Genomic DNA, 22,563 nt, shown 5'->3' on the forward strand with positions numbered 1-22,563 from the left:
TTTTGCCACCCTTTAATTACTTTGCTGATTGCTCAAGTAATAGTAGTAATTGATTGTTTATCATATTTTTCATAAGAGAAGACATAATGGACGGGTTTACTTCGCATTTACTTTCAATCCAATCTTTTATCGTTCCAACGAAGCCGTGACTATAAAAGGAGGCGATCGTATTTTTTGTCTCATTAGAAAGGCTGAATCCACAGCTTACAGATAGTTCATCAATAATCTTTATATATAAGTTTTTCGTATGCTCAAATAAATAGTGATTAAACGAGTTTTGCTCAATGACTTTAAAAGCATTTCGGTAAAATTTTTGATTTTCATAAAAGTAATCAAATAATAAATCGAAAATGTTTTCCCATGTTTCATAATCGAGAAAGTCTATAATATTTTCTTTGGTTTCTTCTCTATAAATCCAGCTTAATAGTTCAAATTTATCTTTAAAATGATAATAAAAAGTTTGCCTACGCATTTGACAGTGTAACATAATATCGCTCACTGATATTTTATGAAACGACTCTGTTTCCATTAAATATTTCAATGAGTTCGCGATTATCTTTTTAGAAATTATAGAAGAGGTCATCTGAATCATCCCTAGAATGTTAGTAATATAAAAATCCTATCTATAAATGAGAGCGGTGTCTTTAGACAGATTGTCCATTTTGTCCGTTTACTATAAAACGCTTTCATTTTAACATGAGTAGTAAGAAGAAGATTTCAAATATATCACAATATATTAAAGGAATTGAGGGATAATCACAATGAAAAAGATTATAAACAAACCAGAAACATTAGTAATGGAAATGTGTAACGGAATGGTTATGGCTCACCCAGAGCTTGAACTTTTGAAAAAATATAAAGTTATTAAGAAGAAAGAAATGAACGAAAACAAAGTAACGTTAATTAGTGGCGGCGGTAGTGGCCATGAGCCGGCACATGCAGGATTAGTCGGAAAAGGAATGTTAGATGCGGCGGTGTGCGGAGATGTTTTTGCGTCACCTTCACAAATTCAGGTATACCAAGCAATTAAAGAAACAGCTAGTAAAAAAGGTACGTTATTAATTATTAAAAATTATAGCGGCGATATTATGAATTTCAAAAACGGTGCGCATTTAGCGACGGAAGATGGAATTGAAGTCGACTACGTAAAAGTGGACGATGATATTGCGGTAGAAGATAGTCTGTATACAGTAGGACGCCGCGGCGTTGCAGGAGTTATTTTAGTTCATAAAATTGCCGGCGCAGCAGCGGAAGCAGGTATGGATTTAGGAGCGGTGAAAGCTGTCGCAGAAAAAGCAGCGGCTAACGTGCGCACAATCGGTTTAGCGTTAACGTCTTGTACAGTTCCAGCGAGTGGATCACCTACTTTCACACTTGCGGAAGATGAAATGGAATACGGTGTAGGTATTCACGGCGAACCAGGAATTAAACGTGAAAAAATGCTGTCAGGAGATGAACTAGCTAACCGTATGACAAATGATCTTGTAAAAGATTTAGGAGTAAAAGATGGCGAGGAAATTGCACTTCTAGTTAACGGTTTTGGCGGAACACCACTGCAAGAACTTTACTTATTTAACAACGCCGTTACGAGAGAACTAGCTGCAAGAAACATTAAAATTAATAGAGTATTCGTCGGTAACTATATGACAAGTATTGATATGGCTGGTATGTCTTTAACGATAATGAAGTTAGATGAAGAGCTAAAAACATTACTATCAAAAGAATGTAATACACCAGCATTTAAAGTAGATGGACCAGTTGAAAGTGTAGAGTATGTAAATGTACTGAAAGAGATCGAAGAGAAGGAAGTTTCATTTGAACTAGAAACTGCGGAAGAACACGCTGTTATTAAAGATAATGTCATTACATTAAACAACATGATTTATCTCGTTGATAAAATGAGCGACGTTATTATTAAAAATGAAGTACCGTTCTGTGAGCTAGATACGCATGCTGGCGACGGCGACTTCGGAATGAGTGTAGCAAAAGGATTTAAGCAATTAAAACGTGAGTGGCATTCTATTGTAGAACAAGAAAACGTAACGATCGGATCATTCCTTGACGGTTGTTCGATGATTATTATGGAACATTGCGGCGGCGCATCTGGTCCAATTTGGGGTGGTGCATTCCGCGCAGCTAGTAAAGCAGCGGGCGAAAAACGTGAGTTAACAGTGAAAGAATTCGCTGAAGTGTTGCAAGCAGCACTGCAAGGCATCCAATCTATCGGAGAAAGATCATTCGGCAGAGGAGCAGTAGTTGGTGACAAAACGCTTGTTGACGCACTTGCTCCATGTGTAGACTCTTGGTTAGATAGCGCCTCAAACGAAGTAGACGTAAAAACTGCCTTTGAAAAAGGTGCAGAAGCAGCGGTTAAAGGAGCAGAGTACACGAAAGAAATCGTAGCTCGCATGGGCCGCGCTGGTACAGTTGGCGAAAGAAGTTTAGGATACCCTGATGCAGGTGCACATGCGCTTGGAGTTATCTTTACGGAGATTGCGGGTAGTTTGAAATAGGAATTGGAAAGTCCCTCTGCCTTAAGGTGGAGGGACTTTTATATAGTTGATATGTAGAAGACTTCTTTCGTTACTTTTTGCTTATTTGAGAGATTTCTTCAATCAAATTGTATTTTAGACTTAGTTTGTTTGTGATTGCAGCTTATCAATTTTCCAGTATGTTTCTAGAGGGTCTAAAGAGCTTTCAATATAAAACATATATTCATCTGCGGTACCTGGTACTTCAAAAGCTATTTTCAATTCTACCGTTTCATTTGGTTTAACTTGTATATTAGAAGGGTTTTGATCAAGCACCGTTCCTTTATAGGTCTTTCCGTCTTTTTCATCTTTTAAGTTATATTTTAATTCTGATAGTCCAATCGTTTGACCTCGTACATTTTTTACAGAGACATTAACAACTACGGAATCGTTGCTAGCATTTAAATATGCACTTTGAACGGCGGTCAAGTAATAGCCTCCCTTAACACTCTCACCAACTAATAAAATACCTTGTTCCAAGCGGCTCATATCTTCTTTTTCTTCAAAATTTATTAATTCTTCATTTTCATTTTTTGCGGTTGGTTCTTCTATTGAACCATTTTCAATGGCACTATCTGTTTTATCTTGTGTGCAAGCAGCCGTAACACTGACTAATACTAGAATGAAAGTAAGTAATATAGATAATTTTCTCATAAAATTTATCTGTCTCCTTAAGTTTCTCAATTTTGTGCAGCTATACATATAAGATTAACATAATGTCTCATTATTGGCTCAAAATAGGGGTCTTTTAGACGACTTATTCTTTTTACTTTTAATATACATTCGATTGGTTCTCGCGATATTTGTTAATCTTTTAAAACATTGGCTTAGTAATACTGAGGGTTATTATAGATATATTAATCATATAATTTGTCCATATCAAAATGAACGTTTTTTGCATTTAATATATTGTAAATATGTTTTATTTTGGAAGGATCTGATTATATGGCTCATAAATCTACTGGAGTGTTTCGAGTTCCAGTTTCTGAAAATGGGATTATTCCAACTGCTCTCAACATTATGTTAAACAATGATTCACGCTGCCATACTAGTAATGTAACGGTAACTGTTAAGAGAAGTCGAAACACCTTTTTCCCAACTCAAAATGAATTAGTTGAAATCTCTCGTACTTTTGTTTCTTTAGAACCAAACAGAACAACTAAGATTGTGTTGTTTACTCCAGAATTTCAAGTAGAAGATTTCCTTGATGTCATCATTAGTGGAAATAAAGAGGATGTTAAGGATGTTCTTGTATATTCTTTCTTAGCAGATTCAGTAGGTCACAATCTGCCATCTACTGTTTTCAGAAATGCAGAATACACTTTTGCTTGCTGACACTGTGATGATGTATTCTTTCCTGTCGTATATCTGAATTGAAATGTTACAAGTAGCACTTCACGGCATACAATCTATCGGTGAAAGATCATTCGGCAGAGGAGCGGTAGTTGGTGAAAAAAGTTTAGAATATCCAGATGCAGGTGCACATACGCTTTGGGTTATCTTTACGGAAATTTTAGGTAGTTTGAAATAGAAATTAGAAGATCCCTTCTACCTTAAGGTGGAGGGGTTTTCTTAATATTGTTTTTTGATATATATTGCTAAGTATGTTCCCATAATTCATTCTATTGTATTGAGAATAATGTCATCTACATCAAAAAAACGGCTTATAAAAGGAACTAGTATTTGAAGGAGTTCCACCTCAAACATACTCCAATGCATATAAATATGTTTGAGGTGGATTTATTAACGAATTTTATATAGCATGAATGAAAATGGGATAAATAAAACAATGTTTCTTAGTATGTTTTTAAGAATTAATTGAGCAGGTCCTTTTGAAAATAAAAAAAGACACCCTAAGGTGCCTTCCTCTGAATTAAAACAATAATATGGTTCTAAGTTTAAAAACTATTGGGATTTTTCCTGTGAGTTTTATAAGTAGTTTTTAAGAAATTATGAGTGGTTATTTTTGTTTTCGAAATATTCTTCTTTAATTATTTGTAATTTTTTTTCGTTTTTTGTTAATTCAAATATAAATAATGATTTTCTCATGTTATTAGCAACATCTTCTTCATTATATTGTTTAAGCTTTAATAAATTTGAACCTTTTCCATAGTATAGTTCACCCAATAAGTAAAAAGTATTTAGATTAATAGCTAATTGGATACCCTTATCAATGTATTTTATTGCTTCTTCGTATTGATATGTGTAACTTAAATTTTTTGCTAAATTATAAATGATTTTCAATTTAATTTCTTTATCTCTAGGAAAATCTAATTTGTTAAAATTATTTAAACATCTTTTAAGGATAGTAATACTTTTTTTGTATTCTTTATTTTCTGCATGAAGTATAGCCATTGTATGTAGAATATCTATTTCTCTCTCTGATAAAAAATCAATATTGGTTACAGTTAGTTTTAGTGCATTATTTAAAAGAGTTAAAGCCACTTTTGTTGAGTTATTCACACAATATATAGCAATTGCTTCATGCCATATTAGAAATTGTTTATCTTCTTTTGTTTGAAAATTATTTGTGTATTTTTCTCTTGTTACTATTTCATAAAGCTCTTTATATTGATGTTGCCTTATGCAATCCCTCATTACGTATTTTACGTTTTCTGTATATTTTAATTTCTTGTTTTGAGTTAGTGCAAATATACTATTTGGATCAACACCGAGTCTTTCTGATAATTGATATAACAATATGCTAGATGGATAAATCACACCTTTTTCGATCTTACTAATTTGACTTTGTGAACATATTCCGTGACATAAGTCGGATTGTGATATATTTTTTTTAATTCTAAGTTCTTTAATGGTAATACCCAAATCGTTAAATTCCATTTTTTCACCTACTATTTAGCACTTTATTAATATAAGAACATTCTCTAACCTTAATGTAATGTAAAGTTAATATAGTTGCAATTATTGTTTTAAAGGGCTTATCGTTTCTATAAGATGGTAAGATTTTTTTATGTACAAAAAAGACACTCTAAGGTGCCTTCTTGCGATTTGCTCCATTGTAATATGGTATTGGATGTCAGTCCAATTATTATTTTACCACGTTAAATAGCTTCGGTTATTGAGAAAAAAGACAACTCATTATTTGAATGCAAAAAGTCCTAGGGGGACTAGGACTTTTTGCTAGAATGAATATGATTTAAAAAAGGACTTATATAACGTAACATATGAATGTTTCGTAAATGTATCAAAAAAGTGAACAAAAGCGTTAATTTAAATAAAAAAAGCTCCGCGATAAAAGCTGCGGAGCTTCATAAGGTCGAGTTATGTCGTACTCACAAGGGATTTTAACATGAATGTTGTGGTGAAAATACTGGTAAATTTATCCCGTAAAATCCCGATTGGTTTAACTAATAATCAGTGGGGGATGAATAAAACTCCCACTGATTAAAGTTTCACTTCATTCGAAGGAATTCATGTTTTATAAATTAGATTATGAGAGTTGATATTCTCCATATTGACCAGAAAAGAACTAAAAATTCTAGTGAAATTCCAAGTGTTCGTTTCCTAGTTTTTTGAAATTCTTTTATTAAATAGCCAACAGCACTAATTGCTATAAGAATGAAAAGAATAAGTTCGAGTGTAACTGGCATTTTATCTACTCCTAATACTGTAATTTATTATATAAAGATTATAAGATATTTTTGTGGCTAGTGGTGAAAAATTCAATAGAACTATTTCTAAATGGAGTAAATCTTTCAACGGACCAAGCAAAGGTCAATACCAAAAATGTTATACAATATACGCATGGAGAGCCGTGGGGCTAAAGAAATATTGGAGTATAAAGAGTTGTTAGATCAAAGGATTATTACAGAAGAAGAGTTCGAATTGTAGAAAAAAGTAATTATTAGGTATATAGATGAAACGCTCAAATGAGCGTTTTTTTTATTTATATATTCGCAAGTAAAATAACATAATATTACTATGAATCCTTATAACAATATGAATTTTTGCATATTTTAAAATTTAATATATCCCTTAAAAACTTTTAATTGTATAATATATTTTGTCATATTTTTAGATTTTTCGACATAAACCAACAAAAATAGAGAACGTATTGGGAGAAGACATTATGTACACAAAACTATTAAAATCAATTACATCATTATCACTTATTGGTGGTGCGTTGTTATATACAAATGGCAGTGATGTGAAAGCTGCTGAAGTGGGTGTTTTTTCTGATGTGCCGACATCACATTGGTCATATCCTGCGATTAAAGATTTAGCAAGTAAGAATATTATTTCTGGTTATGGAAATGGGATATTTGGTTTTGGAGATGTTGCGACAAGGGAGCAAGTTGCGGCTTTAATTTATCGAGTGTTAGTACCGAATAAACAAGGCGGTTCGTTTAGTAATGATGGAACTCGTTACGTATTAAAGGATGGATCTACGTTTAAAAATCCTTACGGTGATATTAATCAAAATTCTACAATGTTCCCAGAAGAGGTATTAACTTTAACGAATTTAGGAGTTTTTAAAGGTGATGAAAATGGCCAATTTAGACCGAAAGCTTCTGTGAATCGTGCGGAAATGGCACAAATTCTTACGAATGCTTTCCATCTTGCGGCAAAACAAAAACATACCTTTAAGGATGTTCCAAATCCATTTTGGGCAGAAAATGCAATTAGTGCAGTGCAGTCAAATGGAATCGCAGATGGCACAGGGAATGGGAATTTTGAACCGTATGGCACAGTAACACGTGAACAGTATGCGCAGTTTTTATATAAAACTTTGAAGTATAAAAATGCTGATGTGAAAGATACAGGGGATGCGGCATTATTAACAGCGTTTAAAGAGGAAGTACAAAAGCGTATTAATACATACGAGACAAATATTACACTGCCATATAAAACGAAAAATAATAATACAGACGAAGTGATGAATACACTTTTTAACGCATATAAAGAAGTGGCAAGTAAAAATGAGTATACAAATAATAATAGATCGAATGTTTCATATGGACTTTCTGGATCACCTGGAAATTATACGTTTACGCTTAAGATTACATATCGTGAAACGAAAGAACAGACGGAATATGTCATGAAACAAGCGAAAGCAATCGTTTCTTCTATCACTCAAGTTGGAATGGATGATCACGAAAAAGTGAAGGCGATTCATGATTACGTAGTAAAGCATGTTTCTTATGATACGTCTTATAAAGCTTACACAGCATATGAAGCACTTGTAAATCGTTCTGCGGTTTGCCAAGGTTACGCACTATTAACTTATCAATTATTAAAAGAAGCAGGAATTGAAAATCATTTCGTGACAGGAACTGGGGACGGACAACCTCATGCTTGGAATTTAGTGAAAATCGAAAACAAATGGTATCACCTTGATACAACATTCGATGATCCGGTTCCAGATGAGCAGGGCCGTGTAACGTATTCGTATTTCAATTTATCAGATGAACAAATCGCAAGAAATCATGAGTGGAACCGTGGAGACTATCCGCAAGCTACAACAAATTATTATAGTACACTGACAAATAAAATTGCGGCAGGTAGTACGAAAACGTCTGCATATCAGCAAATATTAAAAGATACAAAGTTAAACTATTTAGGAAATGAATATATTGCAAATAACTATACTGAATTAAAAAATAAAATGCAGCAGCGTTATAGTGCAAAGCCAGAAAAGATAGAAGTACTTTATAAGCAATCAATGAACGGTGCGCTGCAAGATGTGAAAAATGCAATTGGGGAAATCGGTTATCCGCAAGGGTCCAACCGTGTTTCTTATAAAGCGGAGTCGTATAATGCGAAAGAAGGGTATTCTTTAGTGACGATTACGTTTACGTATTAAGAATGAGAAAAAGCATCTGTTTCAGATGCTTTTTTTATTATATTGATTCGACAAAATATGACAGGTGAAAGCGAATTGGTCTGTTATGAAAATTTTTGGAATTTTACATTTTAGAGGATTAATCATGAATAAAAAGAAGATTTTCGCTGTGTTAATAGGAATTGTAGCCTTATTTGTAATTATTAATGTAGTTGTTACGAAAGAGAAAACGACATCAACCAGTGAAAAAATGTACTCTGAGAAAGAATATAATAAATTAGTAGATGAACATTTTGAAGAAACGCAAAAGTTGAAAAGTGATATGAGTGTGTTAGAAACTGAAAAAAAATCTCTTGAAGAGCAAATGAAGGCGAAGAATAAGCAAGGGTAAAACAAAAACGCTATCTTTTAAAAAGGTAGCGTTTTTGTTTTGGGTTATAAAGTTATTCCTACATTTGACATATACAGTCTGACTGTATAAAATTAAACTATACAGTTTAACTATATAGTTTAGCTATATAGTTATCGTTACATTGGAGGTCTTTATGAATAGAGATAAAAATTTACCATTAACGGAAACAACGTATTACGTTCTTTTAGCTTTATTAGAGCCAGCTCATGGATATTTAATTATGCAAAAGGTGGAGGAACTGAGTAATCATCAAGTGAAAATCGCAGCGGGTACATTGTATGGTGCGGTGGAAAATTTATTAAAACAAGGGTTAATAGAATCGGTAAAAAGTGAAGATAAACGAAGAAAAGTGTATGTCATTACGGAACGCGGGAAAGAAGTATTGCATTTAGATTTTATGAGAATGCAGCACATTATTGCGGTTACAAAAAGTTTATTACACGTATAGTTAGGAGGAAACGATGATGTGGAGATTAAAATTCTTTTTAGACTTTGAGAAAGAGGAAAAATGGTTAGAAGAGATGGCTTGGAAAGGCTATCAACTAGAAAGCAATACATTTGGTTATACATTTAGATATACAGAACCAGAAGATGCGACGATTAAAATAGACCATAGAGTATTTAGTAGAAAAAGTGATTTTATTAATTACTGCACATTATTTGAAGATAGTGGTTGGGAGCATATAGCTGGTAATCGGTGGTCAGGTACGCAATATTTTAAAAAGGTAGATGAAGAAAGTGAAGATGACATTTTTTCAGATCCAATGTCACGAGCAGGGAAGTATAAGCGTCTATCTAAAAAATTTTTAGAATTAGCTATATGCTCTATTCCGATATTAATCCTATTTATGTTTAATGACACGATTAATGTAGGAGCACTTGCAAATCCGAAAGAACTATATTTTACGCCAGGACTATGGGATAAGCAAGGTGTATCATTTCTATGGGCATTCTTATTTGAAACACCACTTGCATTGATGAGAGGCTTTGCATGTTTGTTTATCCCTGCAGCAATTGTTATGTATTTAGTTTGCTCGTATAAAGCAAATCGATTGTATGAAGAGAGAAGATGATAGGAGAAATCCCCTTAAAGTAGATGCTTTGAGGGTTTTTTTGAATTTGTAAATGACTCTTCTTAAAATAGATATGAGCTTAGAGAAGGACAATGATGTATTGGAGGTTACCATATCAAAAAAAGAAAATTGTACGTCTAGACGCATTTTAAATACAAAATAACCGATTTCTTATATATTAAGAAATCGGTTATTTATTCCCCCACTTTTTTAGAGATCTTTTTCTTGTAATGGTCTTAAATGATTGATTTAAGATTATAAACTTAAATCATAAATAAAAGATAGAATAAAAACTATATAAGAAATAAATGTAACGAAAACAAGGAAACATATAAACTGAGAATTAGATACATATTGTTCTATTCTTTTTTTCATGTTAATTCGTATTATTTTTCAAATGTGAAGTATCAATTGGAATTTGAGCTTTCCAAGAACCAATTACTTTTCCAATTCTAGTTATATTTACGTCTAAAGTAAGAGGCTGTTTAAAAACGTCTTTTTCTTCAGTAGTTATAACAAATGTAGCAACACCTTCAGGTCTATCATTATCACGAATGCCTATTTTATCTAACTTTTTACCTGCTGCCATAAGTTCAAAAGGAAGATAATCATCTGAATCATGGATAAATGATAGTCTCCCGTCATTTTTAATCTCAGGGTTTTCCTCTTGTTGCCCATCAATTTTACCATCACTCTCAAGATTTAATCCTGATGTATCAAATTCAAATGGTACTAAACTTCCGTCCGCTTTTTCCATTCTATAATGAACTGATATACGTGAATCTGCGATAAATACTTCTTTGAGATGTACAGTAATACCTTGATCTGTAATTTTTTCATCAATAGGAATATATTTACCATTCTTCATCATATCTTGTGTGATACCATTTTCATCTTTTATTCCTTCATTTACAACTTTATCATTTGTAATTGCATTAGAAAAATAGGAAGCAACATTTGTAGCCGCCACTTGTACTTGTGGAATCATTGCTGTTGTGAAAAGTGCTGCTGCAGCTACTGCTGTATAAATGAAACGCTTTGATTTTTTACTCATGTTTGTAAAGATTCCCTTCTTTTGTTGTTTTTTGTGATTTATATTAGAAACATTGTCTAACTTGGAACGACTTTCAAATGTTTTCCATGCTTGTTCTATATCAATTTTGATTTCTTGTGGTGAATTTGCAGACTCTTCATCTAGCATTACGTTTTCCCATTGATTTAATCTATTGATTTCTACTAATAAATCTTGGCATGCTTCACATGTATCTAGGTGCTTTGTGAATTCCTTTCTTATATCATGAGAAAGTTCTCCATCAATATATGTTTGAATAAATCCGATATCATAACATTTCATTTGTTATGCCTCCTCCATTTGTTTATAAATCTTGCGAAATTTCATTTTGGCTCGGACCAATAATGTTCCAATAGAAGATATTTCAATTTGAAGTACTTCTGCAATTTCTTTATATTGAAAACCAGAGAATTTCATTAGTAAAAGGGTTCGTTCTCGATCATTCATTTTATTTAGTATCGTTTGGACCTTTGTAATTTCTTCTTTTCTTATCCAATCATCGTCTAATGATGAAACATTTTGTACTTCATGGTATTGTATTTCTTTATCAATCTTCGCTTGCTGCCTTTTTTCAGATCGAAAATGGTTATAGGCTACATAAGTAGAAGATTTAATCAACCATCCAGGTATGTTTTCAATTCCTTTCCAATCACTACGATATAATTGTAAAAATACTTCTTGTGCTAACTCTTCAGCGATAGATTGATCTTTAACGATCCAGATGATTTGTTTCACAGCGTAAGCATAGTACTGCTTAAATAAATCTTCAAAGGTCATATCAGAAGCATGACTTTCTTCATTTTCTATGGTTAACATGTTCGTTTAAACCTCACTTTCAATTTGATACCTGTATTATAGAGAAACCAGAAAAACAGATTTTGTGACAGTTTTTCTGGATATTTTTTTGTCTTTTTTATTATGTACTAAAAAAAGCATTCGTCTGATTAAAAGATAAATGCAAAAAGAAAATGAAAACATAAAAACTATAACTCTTGCAGTAGTTGTCTATTAATGTATAAGAAAACAGTTAGTTTGTTGCCAAACTGTATCTAAACGTACAATTTCACTTCTTCTATTTTCATGAATATGTATAATTACATAAAATTTCAAAGAAAAAGAGAGTATACTTTCATATTGTGTAATAAAGATAAAGCCCGCCTACGGAAATAGGCGGGCTTTTTTTACTTATAAAGAAAAGACAACCTTTAAGGTGTCTTCCTTTTGAAATCTAGGTTGTCCAGTTTGTTTTACTTTGGTGCAATAGCAATATTGTTTGGAATAAAGTTTCACCATATTGCTATTAAACTAAAATATTAAGATTGCACTTAAACGAAATTTATAGCATTGAAGTTCATTTTGGAGGGGAGAATGTAATACTACATTTTTAAAGTACTCGTTACACTTGAACCTCTGCACATTGCGTAGAGCTTTTTTCATGAAGAAAGGACACTCTAACGTGAGCGTCCTTTCGATAGTTTTTAGCAGAAGCAAGCAGCTCCAACGATGATTAATAAAATAAACAATACAACTAATAAAGCAAATCCTCCAGCAAAGCCACAGCCGCCACAACTACCACCAAAGCCCATAACAGTTCCTCCTTTAAATAGGAGGAGAAAAACAAAGGTTCACTCATGTGTTTTAACGGATTCCATTTACTTTATGCTTTTTACGAATAAATGGAGCAGGTCCTTTTCAAAATAGATTTATTCTTAGCAGGAGTTCAAAGGAAAAACAGGAGAATCCATATTATTCTTTAAGAGCGAATAGATAGAAATCCGCTTTTATACCTTTCATTAAAATAATACTAGCATTATATATTATAAGGAATACTTGTCCTTAATTGTAAATGAAAGGGGGGAATTGATATGAGCTATGGCTATGGTCATCCTCCTGGAAGATGTCATAAACATCACAATGAAACTTTGTCAACGGGTGTATTACGTAGACATTCCGCTACGTTATTTCTTACTGTTGAAGCTATGAATGTTGATCCAGATGATACTCGTAGAGTAACAGTTGAAATGTTTGATTGGTCATCTGGTTCTCCGGTATTGTTACCATTAATAGACCCTTCAACACAAACATTGCCACCTAATCGATATGTTACTTTTCGTTCAGCAGCTCTTCCTCCAGCACTTTTTGCTTATGAAGTAAGAATCATTCGTCCGAAAGATAGAGATGTTGTTACGAATGTTTTTGGTCTTAGTGCAATCGTATTTAACCCACAAGAAGGAAACAATGTTTTACAACATGATTTAGCAAAATTAGACCTTAAATAGATTTTATAAAGGTCTATTTATTGAGCATGATTAAAAAAAGAGTAGGATGTAATCCTACTTTTTTTTAACGTTAATTAGAATTTTAAAAGAAATCCTTCATTATTTTAGCATCTTTAATATTCACTATCACACCTTCTACCTTATCTTTCTTCTCATCTTTAGCAATCGAAATTTGCTCCTTATTATCAGCCCACACAAGAAATTCTTCTTTTGAGTCATCTTTATATGTAACAGTAATAGTAGAATGTGCAGATTCTCTCTTTTTTTGATCTAGTGTGATTTGTTTAGGAGTGCCTTTTTGGACTGCTGAAACGATAGATTGTATCATTTTTTCGTTGTCTGTTTGAGATTTGGAAGTAGTATGATTTGTTGTTTTCAGTATTTCAATGTCTGTAATATTAGCAGAATTTAATTGAAAGGTATTTTGTTTATGTTCTTGCTTAACTTGTGAAGCTTTATCTGTAGCCGAGGTACTTGTACAACCTATTAAAGTGAAAGATAAAGCGGTTAGAGCGCATATAGATATGATTTTTTTCATAGTATCCCTCCTCAAGTTTAATTATAACAATTTTCTGTTAATTTAGGTAGTTATTGTAAGGAGAAGATGTTTTAAAGTGGTAAATGATGATGTTCATTCTCTATTAAAATCAAAATTCACATAACTTTTTTCATATTTTATGTTTAACATTTCGAAAATGGGTGTACTACATATAATATAACAAATAATTCATTTTAAGGGAGGAAGTTAAAGATGGAAACGAAGTATAGTAAACCTTTTGTATATGAATTTATTACGGAGAAAGAGGTCATGAATGCGGCGAATGATCTCGTGAAAAAAGGAATAGACCAAAAAGATATTTACGTATTAACGCATGAGAAAGATAGGACAGATAGAATTGCGGACAATGCAGACGTGAATACAATTGGGATAAAAGAGGAGGGACTTGGGACAAGCATTATTAACGTCTTTCAAAAAACAGGAGATCAGTTAAGAAATAAAATGCAAGAGTTAGGGCTTAATGAGGAAGAAGCGAACTTTTATGAAGAAAAACTGGATGAAGGGAAAATCTTGTTATTCGTTAAGGATTTAGAAAGAGTCGGTGAATGGTTACAAGAAAGAAGATGCATGTATTCTATTTAAATTTGTATCCTTTAAATCTATAAATCTATTACGAAAAGGAGATTGTAAATATGAGTGAGAACGGACTAAAAGAACAAGTTAAAGGTAAAGTTGAAAAGAAAAAAGGACAAGTAAAAGAAGGAATTGGTGAAGTTACAGAAGATAGAGAGTTGAAAAATGAAGGTAAGTGGGAAAAAACGAAGGGAACGATAAAAGAAAAAGTCGGAAAAGTGAAACAAAAGATAAGTGATGAATTGGATAATAAAGAATAATATATGTTCATCAAGCTTTAGTTACATACTAAAGCTTGATGAATTCAATATAAAACGAATATAGGAGGTTTAATTGTGGGACTTATTATTACGTGTATTGTAGGTGGACTTATTGGTGCGTTAGCTGGAATGATTACAGGAAAAGACTTTCCGTTAGGTATAGTTGGTAACGTGATTGCCGGATTAATCGGATCTTGGGTAGGTAGTGCGTTATTTGGTCATTGGGGTCCTGAATGGGGAGGCATTTTTGTTCTTCCAGCGTTATTAGGTGCAATCGTCTTTATTTTAATCGTTACATTCTTCTCTAGAATGCTGCGGAAAGCGTAAGTATGATAATAAATAGTAATCTTAAGTTTATTATATATAGTTATAAAGTTAATGAACTGATAAAAATACATAAAAAAGCATCCAATTAAACTAATTTGGATGCTTTTTTATGTATTTTACATAGGAATGAGTGGAGGATGAAGAACCCCCCACTCATTAACATTACACTTTCTATTATGTATTAAGCCATCGTTACCTTTTTACAATTATTTATTCTTACGACTTGCCTTGGTTCTATATGAGATAAGTCCTCGCTATTACTTATATCAACTACAATTGTATTCGTTAGTATGTTAATAATGGAACCAACTAATTTTGTAGCATGATCGTGTCGATAAGAAAATTGAACGAAATCTCCCTTTTTAAAGTTGTGCTCTTCCATAGATAGATCCCCCTAAAAATAATGTTTATACATTATACATACACAAAATTATAAGTTTTAAACATTTATTAGTACGATTTAAGTGTTAAGCCGAGAAAGGTGTAGAAAATTTATTTATAATGAAAATAAAAAAATATGTTTAAAACTAATTTTTATGGGTAATTAAATAGTAAAAGTTCGAGATAAGGGGGCGGAAATGATGAATTTGGCAATAAATATTTTGCAAAATGATGTAGGTTATACGGTACAACTTAATGGTGAGATTGATGCGTATACGGCATCAGATTTAAAAAATAAGGTAATGCCTATTACAAGCGAAAAAGAGGTTCATATTGTAGTAGATTTTCATAACGTAGATTATATGGATAGTACAGGCTTAGGAGTTTTTATAGCTTTATTAAAAGCAGTTAAGAAAAATGATGGGAAGCTAGAGTTTACTGGTGTGTCTAAAAGGCTAAAAAGATTATTTGATATTACAGGGCTAACAGAAATATTAAATTTGAATTCCGATTTTGAAAAAGTAGAAAGAAGGTGACTAGGGATGATGGAGAGATTTGAAAAGATAGAAATGAAAATTCCTGCAAAAGCAGAATATGTGGCTATTATTCGTTTAACAATGGCTGGTGTTGCGAATCGAATGGGCTTTGCTTATGACGATATAGAAGATATGAAAATTGCTATTAGTGAAGCTTGTACAAACATTGTACAACATGCATATAAAGAAGACGTTGGAGAAATTACAATTGTCTTTGGCTTATATGAAGATCGATTAGAAATTATGGCTGCGGATAATGGAGTTAGCTTTGATTTTAATAGCTTAAAAAGTAAAGTTGGTCCGTATGATATTAATAAACCAGTAGAACATTTGCCGGAAAATGGTTTAGGTTTATATTTAATCAATACGTTAATGGATGATATACAAATTATGCATGATGAGGGCATGACAGTTTTAATGACAAAATATATACAAAGAGAGCAGGTGGAGAATGATGGAAATCCAATCTCAACCTACAAATCTTACTAAAGAAGACGTTATTAAACTAATTGCAGACTTCCAACAAAACCAATGTGATGAAGCACAGGAAAGATTGGTTAATCACTATAAAAATCTTGTATACTCCATTGCATATCGCTATTCAAAAGGTGGGCCGATGCATGAAGATATTATACAAGTAGGAATGTTAGGGCTCTTAGGTGCAATAAGAAGGTATGATTATTCGATAGGGAATGCTTTTGAGCCGTTTGCAATACCTACAATAGTAGGCGAAATAAAGAAATATTTACGTGATAAAACTTGGGGTATTCACGTTCCAAGGCGAATTAAAGATTTAGGCGGGAAGATTAAACTTGCGATAGAGGAGCTAACAGATCGTTTCCAGCGTTCACCGAAGATTATAGAGATTGCAGATCATTTAGGACTATCCGAAGAGGAAGTGCTAGAAATTATGGATGCGAAAAATAATTATCGCGTATCTTCCTTAGATGATGTAGTTGAAAATTCATCTGATGGCAGTTCGGTAGCGAGGATTGAATCTGTAGGTGAAGTAGAGCAAGGATATGAAGAGACAGAAAGGCGTCTCGTTTTAAAGGATATTTTCAACGTATTAAATGACACAGAAAAGAGTGTTATTCATTATATATTTGGAGAAAATTTAAATCAAAAAGATACAGGGGAACGGTTAGGTATTTCACAAATGCACGTTTCTCGTATTAAAAGACAAGCGATAAGTAAATTGAAGCAAGCAGCATTTTTAGATACATAAAAATTTAAAATCATTATGTTTAAAACATGAGAAAAGGGGTAGTTATTAAATATAGGAGGAGATATAAAAATGTCACACGATGTGAAAGAACTAATCGAAGGATTGAATGAAGATTTAGCAGGAGAATACTCAGCAATTATTATGTATAACCATAATGCAGCTACAGTTTCTGGTATATATAGACAAGTGTTAAAACCTTTCTTTGAATCTGAAATTAGTGATGAACAAGGACATGCCCTATATTTAGCGGAGAAAATTAAGACGTTAGGTGGTACACCTACTACAATCCCTTTACCAGTGAAACAAGTAGAAGATGTTAGAGAAATGTTAGAGTCGGCTAGACAATCAGAATATGAGACAATTAAGCGTTATGAAACGAGAAAAGAACAGGCAGCGAAATTAAATATGACAGAGTTAGTTGTAAAGTTAGAAGATATGATTGCAGATGAAACAAATCATATGGAAGAATTAGATCGTCTTTTAAATGACAAAGCAATGGTGTTAAATTAATAGTGGAAATTTATAGAATGAAAGAACAAACTCTCATTTCTGGGGGTTTGTTCTTTTGCTGTATAAAAATTATGTTAGAGTAGGAAATTTTCATTTTGTAACTGAGTATGCAATACTAGAAAAATAGAAAATGATAATAGATTTACATTTTAAATAAGAAAAGGGGAAATAACTTGTGTCCATTTTAATTGTCGATGATAATCCGGTTAACATCTTTGTAATTGAAAAAATTTTAAAACAAGCCGGATATCAGGATCTTGTATCGCTGAATTCTGCACAAGAGCTTTTCGAATACATTCAATTTGGAGAAGATTCTTCCAGGTATAATGAAATTGATTTAATCTTATTAGATATTATGATGCCTGAAATTGATGGACTTGAAGTTTGTAGGCGATTACAAAAAGAGGAGAAGTTTAAAGATATTCCTATTATTTTTGTTACAGCTTTAGAGGATGCCAATAAATTGGCCGAAGCTCTTGATATGGGGGCAATGGATTATATTACGAAACCTATAAATAAAGTTGAACTATTAGCACGTATGCGTGTAGCGTTACGCTTGAAATCGGAATTAAATTGGCATAAAGAACAAGAAGAAAATCTTCGGAATGAATTAGATTTAGCTACGCAAGTACAAAGAAACTTATTAAGTAGCCCATTAAGAGAAGATTATATAAAAATTGAAGCAAGTTACTTACCTTCATTTAAATTAGCTGGAGATATGTATTATTGGTATAAAATCGATGAAAACCGCTACGGTATTATATTATTAGACGTGATGGGACATGGTATATCTGCTTCATTAGTTTGTATGTTTATTTCGTCTGTATTACGTGAAACGATTAAATCTTTAATCGATCCAGAACTTGTCATTAAAGACTTAAATAAATATATGACTCTTTTACATAATGAGAATGACGATATTCCATATTATTTTACAGCGATATATTTAGTAGTAGATACAGAAAAGAGAACGATTGAATATGTAAATGCAGGGCATCCTTCTGGATACGTTTTAGTTGATGAAACAAATATGGTTGAACTAAATCGCGGGAGTTGTGCGGTAGGATTTTTTGATGAAATAAAAGTTAAAAAGACAGTTATACCTTTTGAGAAGAACGCTCAAATCGTATTGTTTACAGATGGTGTTCTTGAAGCAATTGCAAATGATGAATTTGAGGCTGAAGAGAAATTACGTACTTTTACAGAAAGAAAATGGGGAGATTTAGAAGGCGAGATAGAAGGGTTTTACAAGGAAGAACAAAAGAAAGCGCAATCAGATGATATGTGTCTAATTATGATACAAACGAATGCGAAATAAAAAGCGTATGAAATCCAAACAGAGGATTTCATACGCTTTTTATTGTATTTTTTGATAAATTTGTTCGCTAGGATTAAATTGGGTATAATGCGGCATTATATTTGAAAAACGAAGAGTTTCTTTATTTCCTAAACATAGAAAACCATTGTGACCTAGGCTTTCATAAAATAGTTGCTGCACTTGATTTTGAAGTTTACTTGTAAAGTAAATTAAAACGTTACGACAAAGTATAATATGAAACTCGTTAAAAGATTGATCGGTTACTAAATTATGCTGTGCAAAAATAATGTTTTGTAAAAGTGATGGATTAAAATAAGCAAAACGATTATCTGCTGAATAATAGTTAGAAAATGCTTGTGTACCGCCAGCTTGTAAATAATTTTTCGTATAAGTTTGCATTTTATTTAACGGGAGGATAGCTTGTTTTGCTTTTTCTAACACATTTGTATTCATATCTGTTGCGTAAATAACCGACTTTTCACTTAATCCTTCTTCGTGAAGTAAGATGGACATTGATAATACTTCTTCACCAGTTGCGCATCCAGCATGCCAAATTCTAATTTCAGGTTGCTTTTTTAATTCAGGAATAACATGCTCTCTAAGCGCTTTAAAAAAGGCAGGGTTACGGAACATCTCAGTTACATTAATCGAGAAATCATTTAATAACTGTTCTAAAACCCCTTCCTCGTGAATTACTTTTTCAATTAATTTTGAAATGGTAGGGATATTAGAGAGCTGCATTCTATTACAAATTCTTCTATAAATAGATGTGCGAGCATATTGGCGAAAATCAAATCCTGATAGTTTAAATACCGCTTCCAATAGTAATTCAATTTCTAAGTTCGTGCGCTCATCCGTATCTACTGATGGATCAAAATTATAATACTTATTTTCCACTCCAACTAAACCTCACTTATTTTATTAACCATACACTCATTACCGAATAGAGTTGATGTAGATTTAATGGTTTACTTATATAATCTGAAGCGCCAGCAGATAAACATTTTTCCTTATCATTTGGCATTGCTTTAGCAGTTAATGCGATAATAGGTATTTCATTTAACCCTAAGTTCATTCGGATATTTTCCATCGTTTCATAACCGTCCATATTAGGCATCATAATATCCATTAAAATAAGGTCAATATTTGTATTACTTTTTAGTATTTCTAAACACTCTAAGCCGTTTTGGGCAGTAATAATGTTGGCATTTTGTTTTTTTAATGCGTTTTGTAACGCAAATATATTTCGATGATCATCATCGACAATTAAAATGGTTTTCTCTTGGAAGACGTTATTTGTTTCGGGAGTAACGATAGTTTCTTCAACAACTTCAGCAGGAATAACATCTTCTATCGTTGCTGCGACTTCTAAATTGGATAACTGTATATCTGGTAATCCATTTGGAAGGTTAGGAATATATACCGTGAAAGTACTACCTTCTCCTACATTACTCTCTAACGTAATCCAACCACCTAACAATCTAGCAAACTCTTTACAAATAGATAAACCTAATCCTGTACCACCATACTTCCGAATCGTTGCGCCATCTGCCTGTTGAAAGGCTTCGAAAATAAGTTGATGCTGTTCTTTAGCGATACCAATACCAGTATCTTTTACTGAAATTGTAATCCAATCTTTACTTATAGACTGCATATCATGACTTAAATTACTTGTTTCTATCGAATCGAAATGTAAAGAAACGGATCCTTTTTCTGTAAATTTAAATGCATTGGATAATAAGTTTTTAATAATTTGCTCAATCCGTTTTGCATCTGTATAAAACAGATCAGGAATCGTATCACTGTCTTCAATAGTAAATTCGACATTTTTTTGTGCAGCTATATGTAAAAAGTTTTGATGCATATTGGCTGCCATGTCACTTATGTTCGTTGCTTCAAAAATGATGTCTAGTTTGCCTGCTTCTACTTTAGATAAATCGAGTATGTCATTAATTAAAGTAAGTAAGTCTTTCCCTGATGAATGAATGACAGTTGCTAATTCAATCTCATCGTCGGATAAATTGTTATCATGATTTTCTCTTAACATTTCAGATAATAGTAAAATACTATTTAACGGTGTGCGTAATTCATGTGACATATTTGCTAGGAACTCAGATTTGTATTTTGAGCTGCGTAACAACTCGCTTGCTTTTTCTTCTAATTCTGATTTAGTAATTTGTAAGTCAGCTGTCTTCTGCTCAGCCTCTTCAGTTCTAGACTCTAATTGTTCATTCGTTGTTCGTAATTCTTCTGCTTGCATTTGTAGTTCTTCCGCTTGCGTTTGCAATTCTTCTGATTGAACTTGTAACTCTTCTGTCATTGCTTGTGATTCATGTAAAAGAGTTTGAATTCGCATACGTCCCATAATGCTATGGATTGTTAAACCTAGATTATCAACGGTTTGTTGAATTAAATCTTGATGTAAATCTGAAATCTCAGTTACACTTACTAACTCCATTACTGCGATTACTTCATCCTCAAATAAGATAGGGATGATTAATAGATTTTTAGGACGTATTTCTAATACTCCGCTAGTGACATAACGAAACTCTTCGGGTATATCCCTGAGAATAAAACTTTTCTTTTCTAAGGCAGACTGTCCAATGAAACCTTCACCCATTTGAATGGATTGTTTCCCAATATCAGCACCTTGATCGGCGAAAGAAGCTTTTTTCACATAGTAGACAGTTTCTTCATATTCTTCACGTACATAAAATGCACCGCAAGAAGTTTGCGTTTTTTGTATAATTCCACTAAGAATTTTTTTACCTAACATCTCAATAGAAGATACACCTTGATACATTAAAATTAATTCTGCAAGCTCCGTTTGTAACCACTCTCTTTTCGATATTTCGTCTAGTAGGTGATTCGTTGTATGAGCAAGATCTTTTATTTCATCACGTGTGTTTACATGAATTCTTTCCGTGATTTTTTCTTTAGAAGAAATGGATTTAATAGCTTGAATTACATTTTTAATCGTTTTTGTAATGGAATTCGAAATATAGAGTGAAATGATAATAGAAATACAAGAAAGTAAGAACAATAAACTGTATAACCAAATCTCTAATTTATTATTTTCAGTATCTAATTGTGCTGCTCTTTTTTTCGTTAATTGCTCCTCAGTGCTACGGAAGTTAGTTACCTGTGACTGTAATGACTGAATTTGAGTCGTGTCGATTGTTTGTACATTATTACTATTATGATTTGCAATTAACGGGTGAATCTCTTTATTTATCCAACTAATAATATTTTCGTTAATCTGTTTTAATTTTTCTTGCTGAGATGGGTTATCCTCTAATAATGAGAAAAGATCTTGATAATGCTTTTCGTAATCCTTTTCCGCAGAATTAAGAGATTGTACGTAATTTGGATTATTAGAAATGATAAACCCTTTCGCTTTATTTTCAATTGTTAGTAAATCTTTCTCCACTTGATTTGTTAAATTGAGAACTTTAAAATCGTGATCAATAATAAAATTACGAGATTTTTGTAAATTAGAAATCTCATTGTTCAACATAATGAAAGAAACAAGTAAGAACAAAATGATAACTAAATAACCAGCCATAATTTTGTAGCGAATACTAAATTTTGCTTTCGAGTTCATTAAAAATTCCTACCTTCAAGGTTATTAAAACTTTTCTATTTTAAAGAATGAAAAACGTAATATATATTATATCAGTTTTCATAAGGCTAAACTAGAA

At 32.3% G+C, this 22,563-nt stretch carries 25 protein-coding genes and 1 pseudogene; 16 read left to right on the top strand and 10 right to left on the bottom strand.

Features of this window, described 5'->3' with window-relative positions:
• Positions 1-16: 16 nt before the first annotated feature.
• Positions 17-583 (bottom strand): dihydroxyacetone kinase transcriptional activator DhaS, encoded by a 567-nt coding sequence (gene dhaS / locus DN407_RS04950; protein WP_097862419.1) that lies wholly within the window; start codon positions 581-583, stop codon positions 17-19.
• 178 nt (positions 584-761) lie between these two features.
• Here dhaS and dhaK point away from each other — a divergent pair, with 178 nt between their 5' ends.
• The gene (gene dhaK / locus DN407_RS04960) at positions 762-2,513 is read left to right on the top strand and encodes a dihydroxyacetone kinase subunit DhaK (protein ID WP_149216073.1); all 1,752 of its coding nucleotides are present in this window, start codon (positions 762-764) and stop codon (positions 2,511-2,513) included.
• A gap of 120 nt (positions 2,514-2,633) precedes the next feature.
• Here the strand turns inward: dhaK and DN407_RS04965 are convergent, their stop codons facing one another.
• Positions 2,634-3,185 (bottom strand): DUF4352 domain-containing protein, encoded by a 552-nt coding sequence (locus tag DN407_RS04965; RefSeq protein WP_098329941.1) that lies wholly within the window; start codon positions 3,183-3,185, stop codon positions 2,634-2,636.
• Between the two features lie 291 nt (positions 3,186-3,476).
• Here DN407_RS04965 and DN407_RS04970 point away from each other — a divergent pair, with 291 nt between their 5' ends.
• Both DN407_RS04970 and DN407_RS04975 read left to right on the top strand, forming a co-directional pair.
• Entirely contained in the window at positions 3,477-3,866 is a 390-nt protein-coding gene (locus DN407_RS04970) for a hypothetical protein (protein WP_000940662.1), read from the top strand.
• A 43-nt stretch (positions 3,867-3,909) separates the two neighbouring features.
• Positions 3,910-4,062, top strand: a complete 153-nt coding sequence (locus DN407_RS04975) for a DAK2 domain-containing protein (protein ID WP_149216074.1) — start codon at positions 3,910-3,912, stop codon at positions 4,060-4,062.
• A gap of 419 nt (positions 4,063-4,481) precedes the next feature.
• Here DN407_RS04975 and DN407_RS04985 read toward each other — a convergent pair whose 3' ends face one another.
• Positions 4,482-5,372 carry a helix-turn-helix domain-containing protein gene (locus DN407_RS04985; RefSeq protein WP_000395461.1) on the bottom strand — a complete coding sequence of 297 codons (891 nt, stop codon included), beginning with the start codon at positions 5,370-5,372 and terminating at the stop codon, positions 4,482-4,484.
• A 1,249-nt stretch (positions 5,373-6,621) separates the two neighbouring features.
• On the opposite strand from DN407_RS04985, the gene DN407_RS04995 reads away from it, so the two are divergent.
• From DN407_RS04995 to DN407_RS05010, 4 genes and pseudogenes are all read left to right on the top strand, one after another.
• Positions 6,622-8,355 (top strand): S-layer homology domain-containing protein, encoded by a 1,734-nt coding sequence (locus DN407_RS04995; protein WP_098280470.1) that lies wholly within the window; start codon positions 6,622-6,624, stop codon positions 8,353-8,355.
• A gap of 124 nt (positions 8,356-8,479) precedes the next feature.
• Positions 8,480-8,704: pseudogene (locus tag DN407_RS05000) on the top strand (hypothetical protein); the annotation flags it as partial.
• A 175-nt stretch (positions 8,705-8,879) separates the two neighbouring features.
• Positions 8,880-9,194 (top strand): PadR family transcriptional regulator, encoded by a 315-nt coding sequence (locus DN407_RS05005; RefSeq protein ID WP_001078063.1) that lies wholly within the window; start codon positions 8,880-8,882, stop codon positions 9,192-9,194.
• A 13-nt stretch (positions 9,195-9,207) separates the two neighbouring features.
• Positions 9,208-9,819, top strand: coding sequence for a DUF2812 domain-containing protein (locus DN407_RS05010; RefSeq protein ID WP_149216075.1), 612 nt, complete (start codon positions 9,208-9,210; stop codon positions 9,817-9,819).
• Positions 9,820-10,195: 376 nt separating this feature from the next.
• On the opposite strand, the gene DN407_RS05015 is transcribed toward DN407_RS05010, so the two are convergent.
• The 3 genes from DN407_RS05015 to DN407_RS05025 all read right to left on the bottom strand — a co-directional run bounded on the left by DN407_RS05015 (position 10,196) and on the right by DN407_RS05025 (position 12,477).
• Positions 10,196-11,173 carry a DUF4179 domain-containing protein gene (locus DN407_RS05015; protein ID WP_098280468.1) on the bottom strand — a complete coding sequence of 326 codons (978 nt, stop codon included), beginning with the start codon at positions 11,171-11,173 and terminating at the stop codon, positions 10,196-10,198.
• A gap of 3 nt (positions 11,174-11,176) precedes the next feature.
• On the bottom strand, positions 11,177-11,707 hold the full coding sequence (locus tag DN407_RS05020) for an RNA polymerase sigma factor SigX (protein WP_000955505.1): 531 nt from the start codon (positions 11,705-11,707) through the stop codon (positions 11,177-11,179).
• A gap of 662 nt (positions 11,708-12,369) precedes the next feature.
• Positions 12,370-12,477: a YjcZ family sporulation protein gene (locus DN407_RS05025; protein WP_000505670.1), complete on the bottom strand. Its 108-nt coding sequence runs from the start codon at positions 12,475-12,477 to the stop codon at positions 12,370-12,372.
• Between the two features lie 279 nt (positions 12,478-12,756).
• Between DN407_RS05025 and DN407_RS05030 the strand changes: the two genes are divergently transcribed.
• The gene (locus DN407_RS05030; RefSeq protein WP_000120204.1) at positions 12,757-13,170 is read left to right on the top strand and encodes a hypothetical protein; all 414 of its coding nucleotides are present in this window, start codon (positions 12,757-12,759) and stop codon (positions 13,168-13,170) included.
• Positions 13,171-13,252: 82 nt separating this feature from the next.
• Here the strand turns inward: DN407_RS05030 and DN407_RS05035 are convergent, their stop codons facing one another.
• Positions 13,253-13,708, bottom strand: a complete 456-nt coding sequence (locus DN407_RS05035; RefSeq protein WP_000720857.1) for a hypothetical protein — start codon at positions 13,706-13,708, stop codon at positions 13,253-13,255.
• Positions 13,709-13,921: 213 nt separating this feature from the next.
• Here DN407_RS05035 and DN407_RS05040 point away from each other — a divergent pair, with 213 nt between their 5' ends.
• The 3 genes from DN407_RS05040 to DN407_RS05050 all read left to right on the top strand — a co-directional run bounded on the left by DN407_RS05040 (position 13,922) and on the right by DN407_RS05050 (position 14,889).
• Positions 13,922-14,311, top strand: a complete 390-nt coding sequence (locus DN407_RS05040) for a YflT domain-containing protein (RefSeq protein ID WP_000448802.1) — start codon at positions 13,922-13,924, stop codon at positions 14,309-14,311.
• A 50-nt stretch (positions 14,312-14,361) separates the two neighbouring features.
• The gene (locus DN407_RS05045) at positions 14,362-14,562 is read left to right on the top strand and encodes a CsbD family protein (protein ID WP_001293468.1); all 201 of its coding nucleotides are present in this window, start codon (positions 14,362-14,364) and stop codon (positions 14,560-14,562) included.
• Between the two features lie 75 nt (positions 14,563-14,637).
• Positions 14,638-14,889, top strand: coding sequence for a GlsB/YeaQ/YmgE family stress response membrane protein (locus DN407_RS05050; RefSeq protein ID WP_000522903.1), 252 nt, complete (start codon positions 14,638-14,640; stop codon positions 14,887-14,889).
• 181 nt (positions 14,890-15,070) lie between these two features.
• Here the strand turns inward: DN407_RS05050 and DN407_RS05055 are convergent, their stop codons facing one another.
• Entirely contained in the window at positions 15,071-15,271 is a 201-nt protein-coding gene (locus DN407_RS05055; RefSeq protein WP_000391011.1) for a hypothetical protein, read from the bottom strand.
• Between the two features lie 196 nt (positions 15,272-15,467).
• On the opposite strand from DN407_RS05055, the gene DN407_RS05060 reads away from it, so the two are divergent.
• From DN407_RS05060 to DN407_RS05080, 5 genes are all read left to right on the top strand, one after another.
• Complete coding sequence (locus DN407_RS05060; protein WP_002060869.1) at positions 15,468-15,806, top strand: STAS domain-containing protein; 339 nt, start codon at positions 15,468-15,470, stop codon at positions 15,804-15,806.
• 6 nt (positions 15,807-15,812) lie between these two features.
• Positions 15,813-16,295, top strand: a complete 483-nt coding sequence (rsbW, locus tag DN407_RS05065; protein ID WP_000970580.1) for an anti-sigma B factor RsbW — start codon at positions 15,813-15,815, stop codon at positions 16,293-16,295.
• Positions 16,258-17,034, top strand: a complete 777-nt coding sequence (gene sigB / locus DN407_RS05070; RefSeq protein ID WP_002093898.1) for an RNA polymerase sigma factor SigB — start codon at positions 16,258-16,260, stop codon at positions 17,032-17,034. Before rsbW ends, sigB begins: the two co-directional genes overlap by 38 nt.
• A 69-nt stretch (positions 17,035-17,103) precedes the next feature.
• Positions 17,104-17,544, top strand: a complete 441-nt coding sequence (locus DN407_RS05075; protein ID WP_000017755.1) for a ferritin-like domain-containing protein — start codon at positions 17,104-17,106, stop codon at positions 17,542-17,544.
• 175 nt (positions 17,545-17,719) lie between these two features.
• A complete protein-coding gene (locus tag DN407_RS05080; protein WP_000025538.1) occupies positions 17,720-18,862 on the top strand; it encodes a fused response regulator/phosphatase in 1,143 nt (380 codons plus the stop codon).
• 39 nt (positions 18,863-18,901) lie between these two features.
• Here the strand turns inward: DN407_RS05080 and DN407_RS05085 are convergent, their stop codons facing one another.
• Both DN407_RS05085 and DN407_RS05090 read right to left on the bottom strand, forming a co-directional pair.
• On the bottom strand, positions 18,902-19,759 hold the full coding sequence (locus DN407_RS05085) for a CheR family methyltransferase (RefSeq protein WP_149216076.1): 858 nt from the start codon (positions 19,757-19,759) through the stop codon (positions 18,902-18,904).
• Between the two features lie 16 nt (positions 19,760-19,775).
• Positions 19,776-22,466, bottom strand: coding sequence for an ATP-binding protein (locus DN407_RS05090; RefSeq protein WP_001084955.1), 2,691 nt, complete (start codon positions 22,464-22,466; stop codon positions 19,776-19,778).
• Positions 22,467-22,563 lie beyond the last annotated feature (97 nt).

Source organism: Bacillus sp. JAS24-2 (assembly GCF_008274905.1).
GTDB classification, from domain to species: Bacteria; Bacillota; Bacilli; order Bacillales; family Bacillaceae_G; genus Bacillus_A; species Bacillus_A cereus.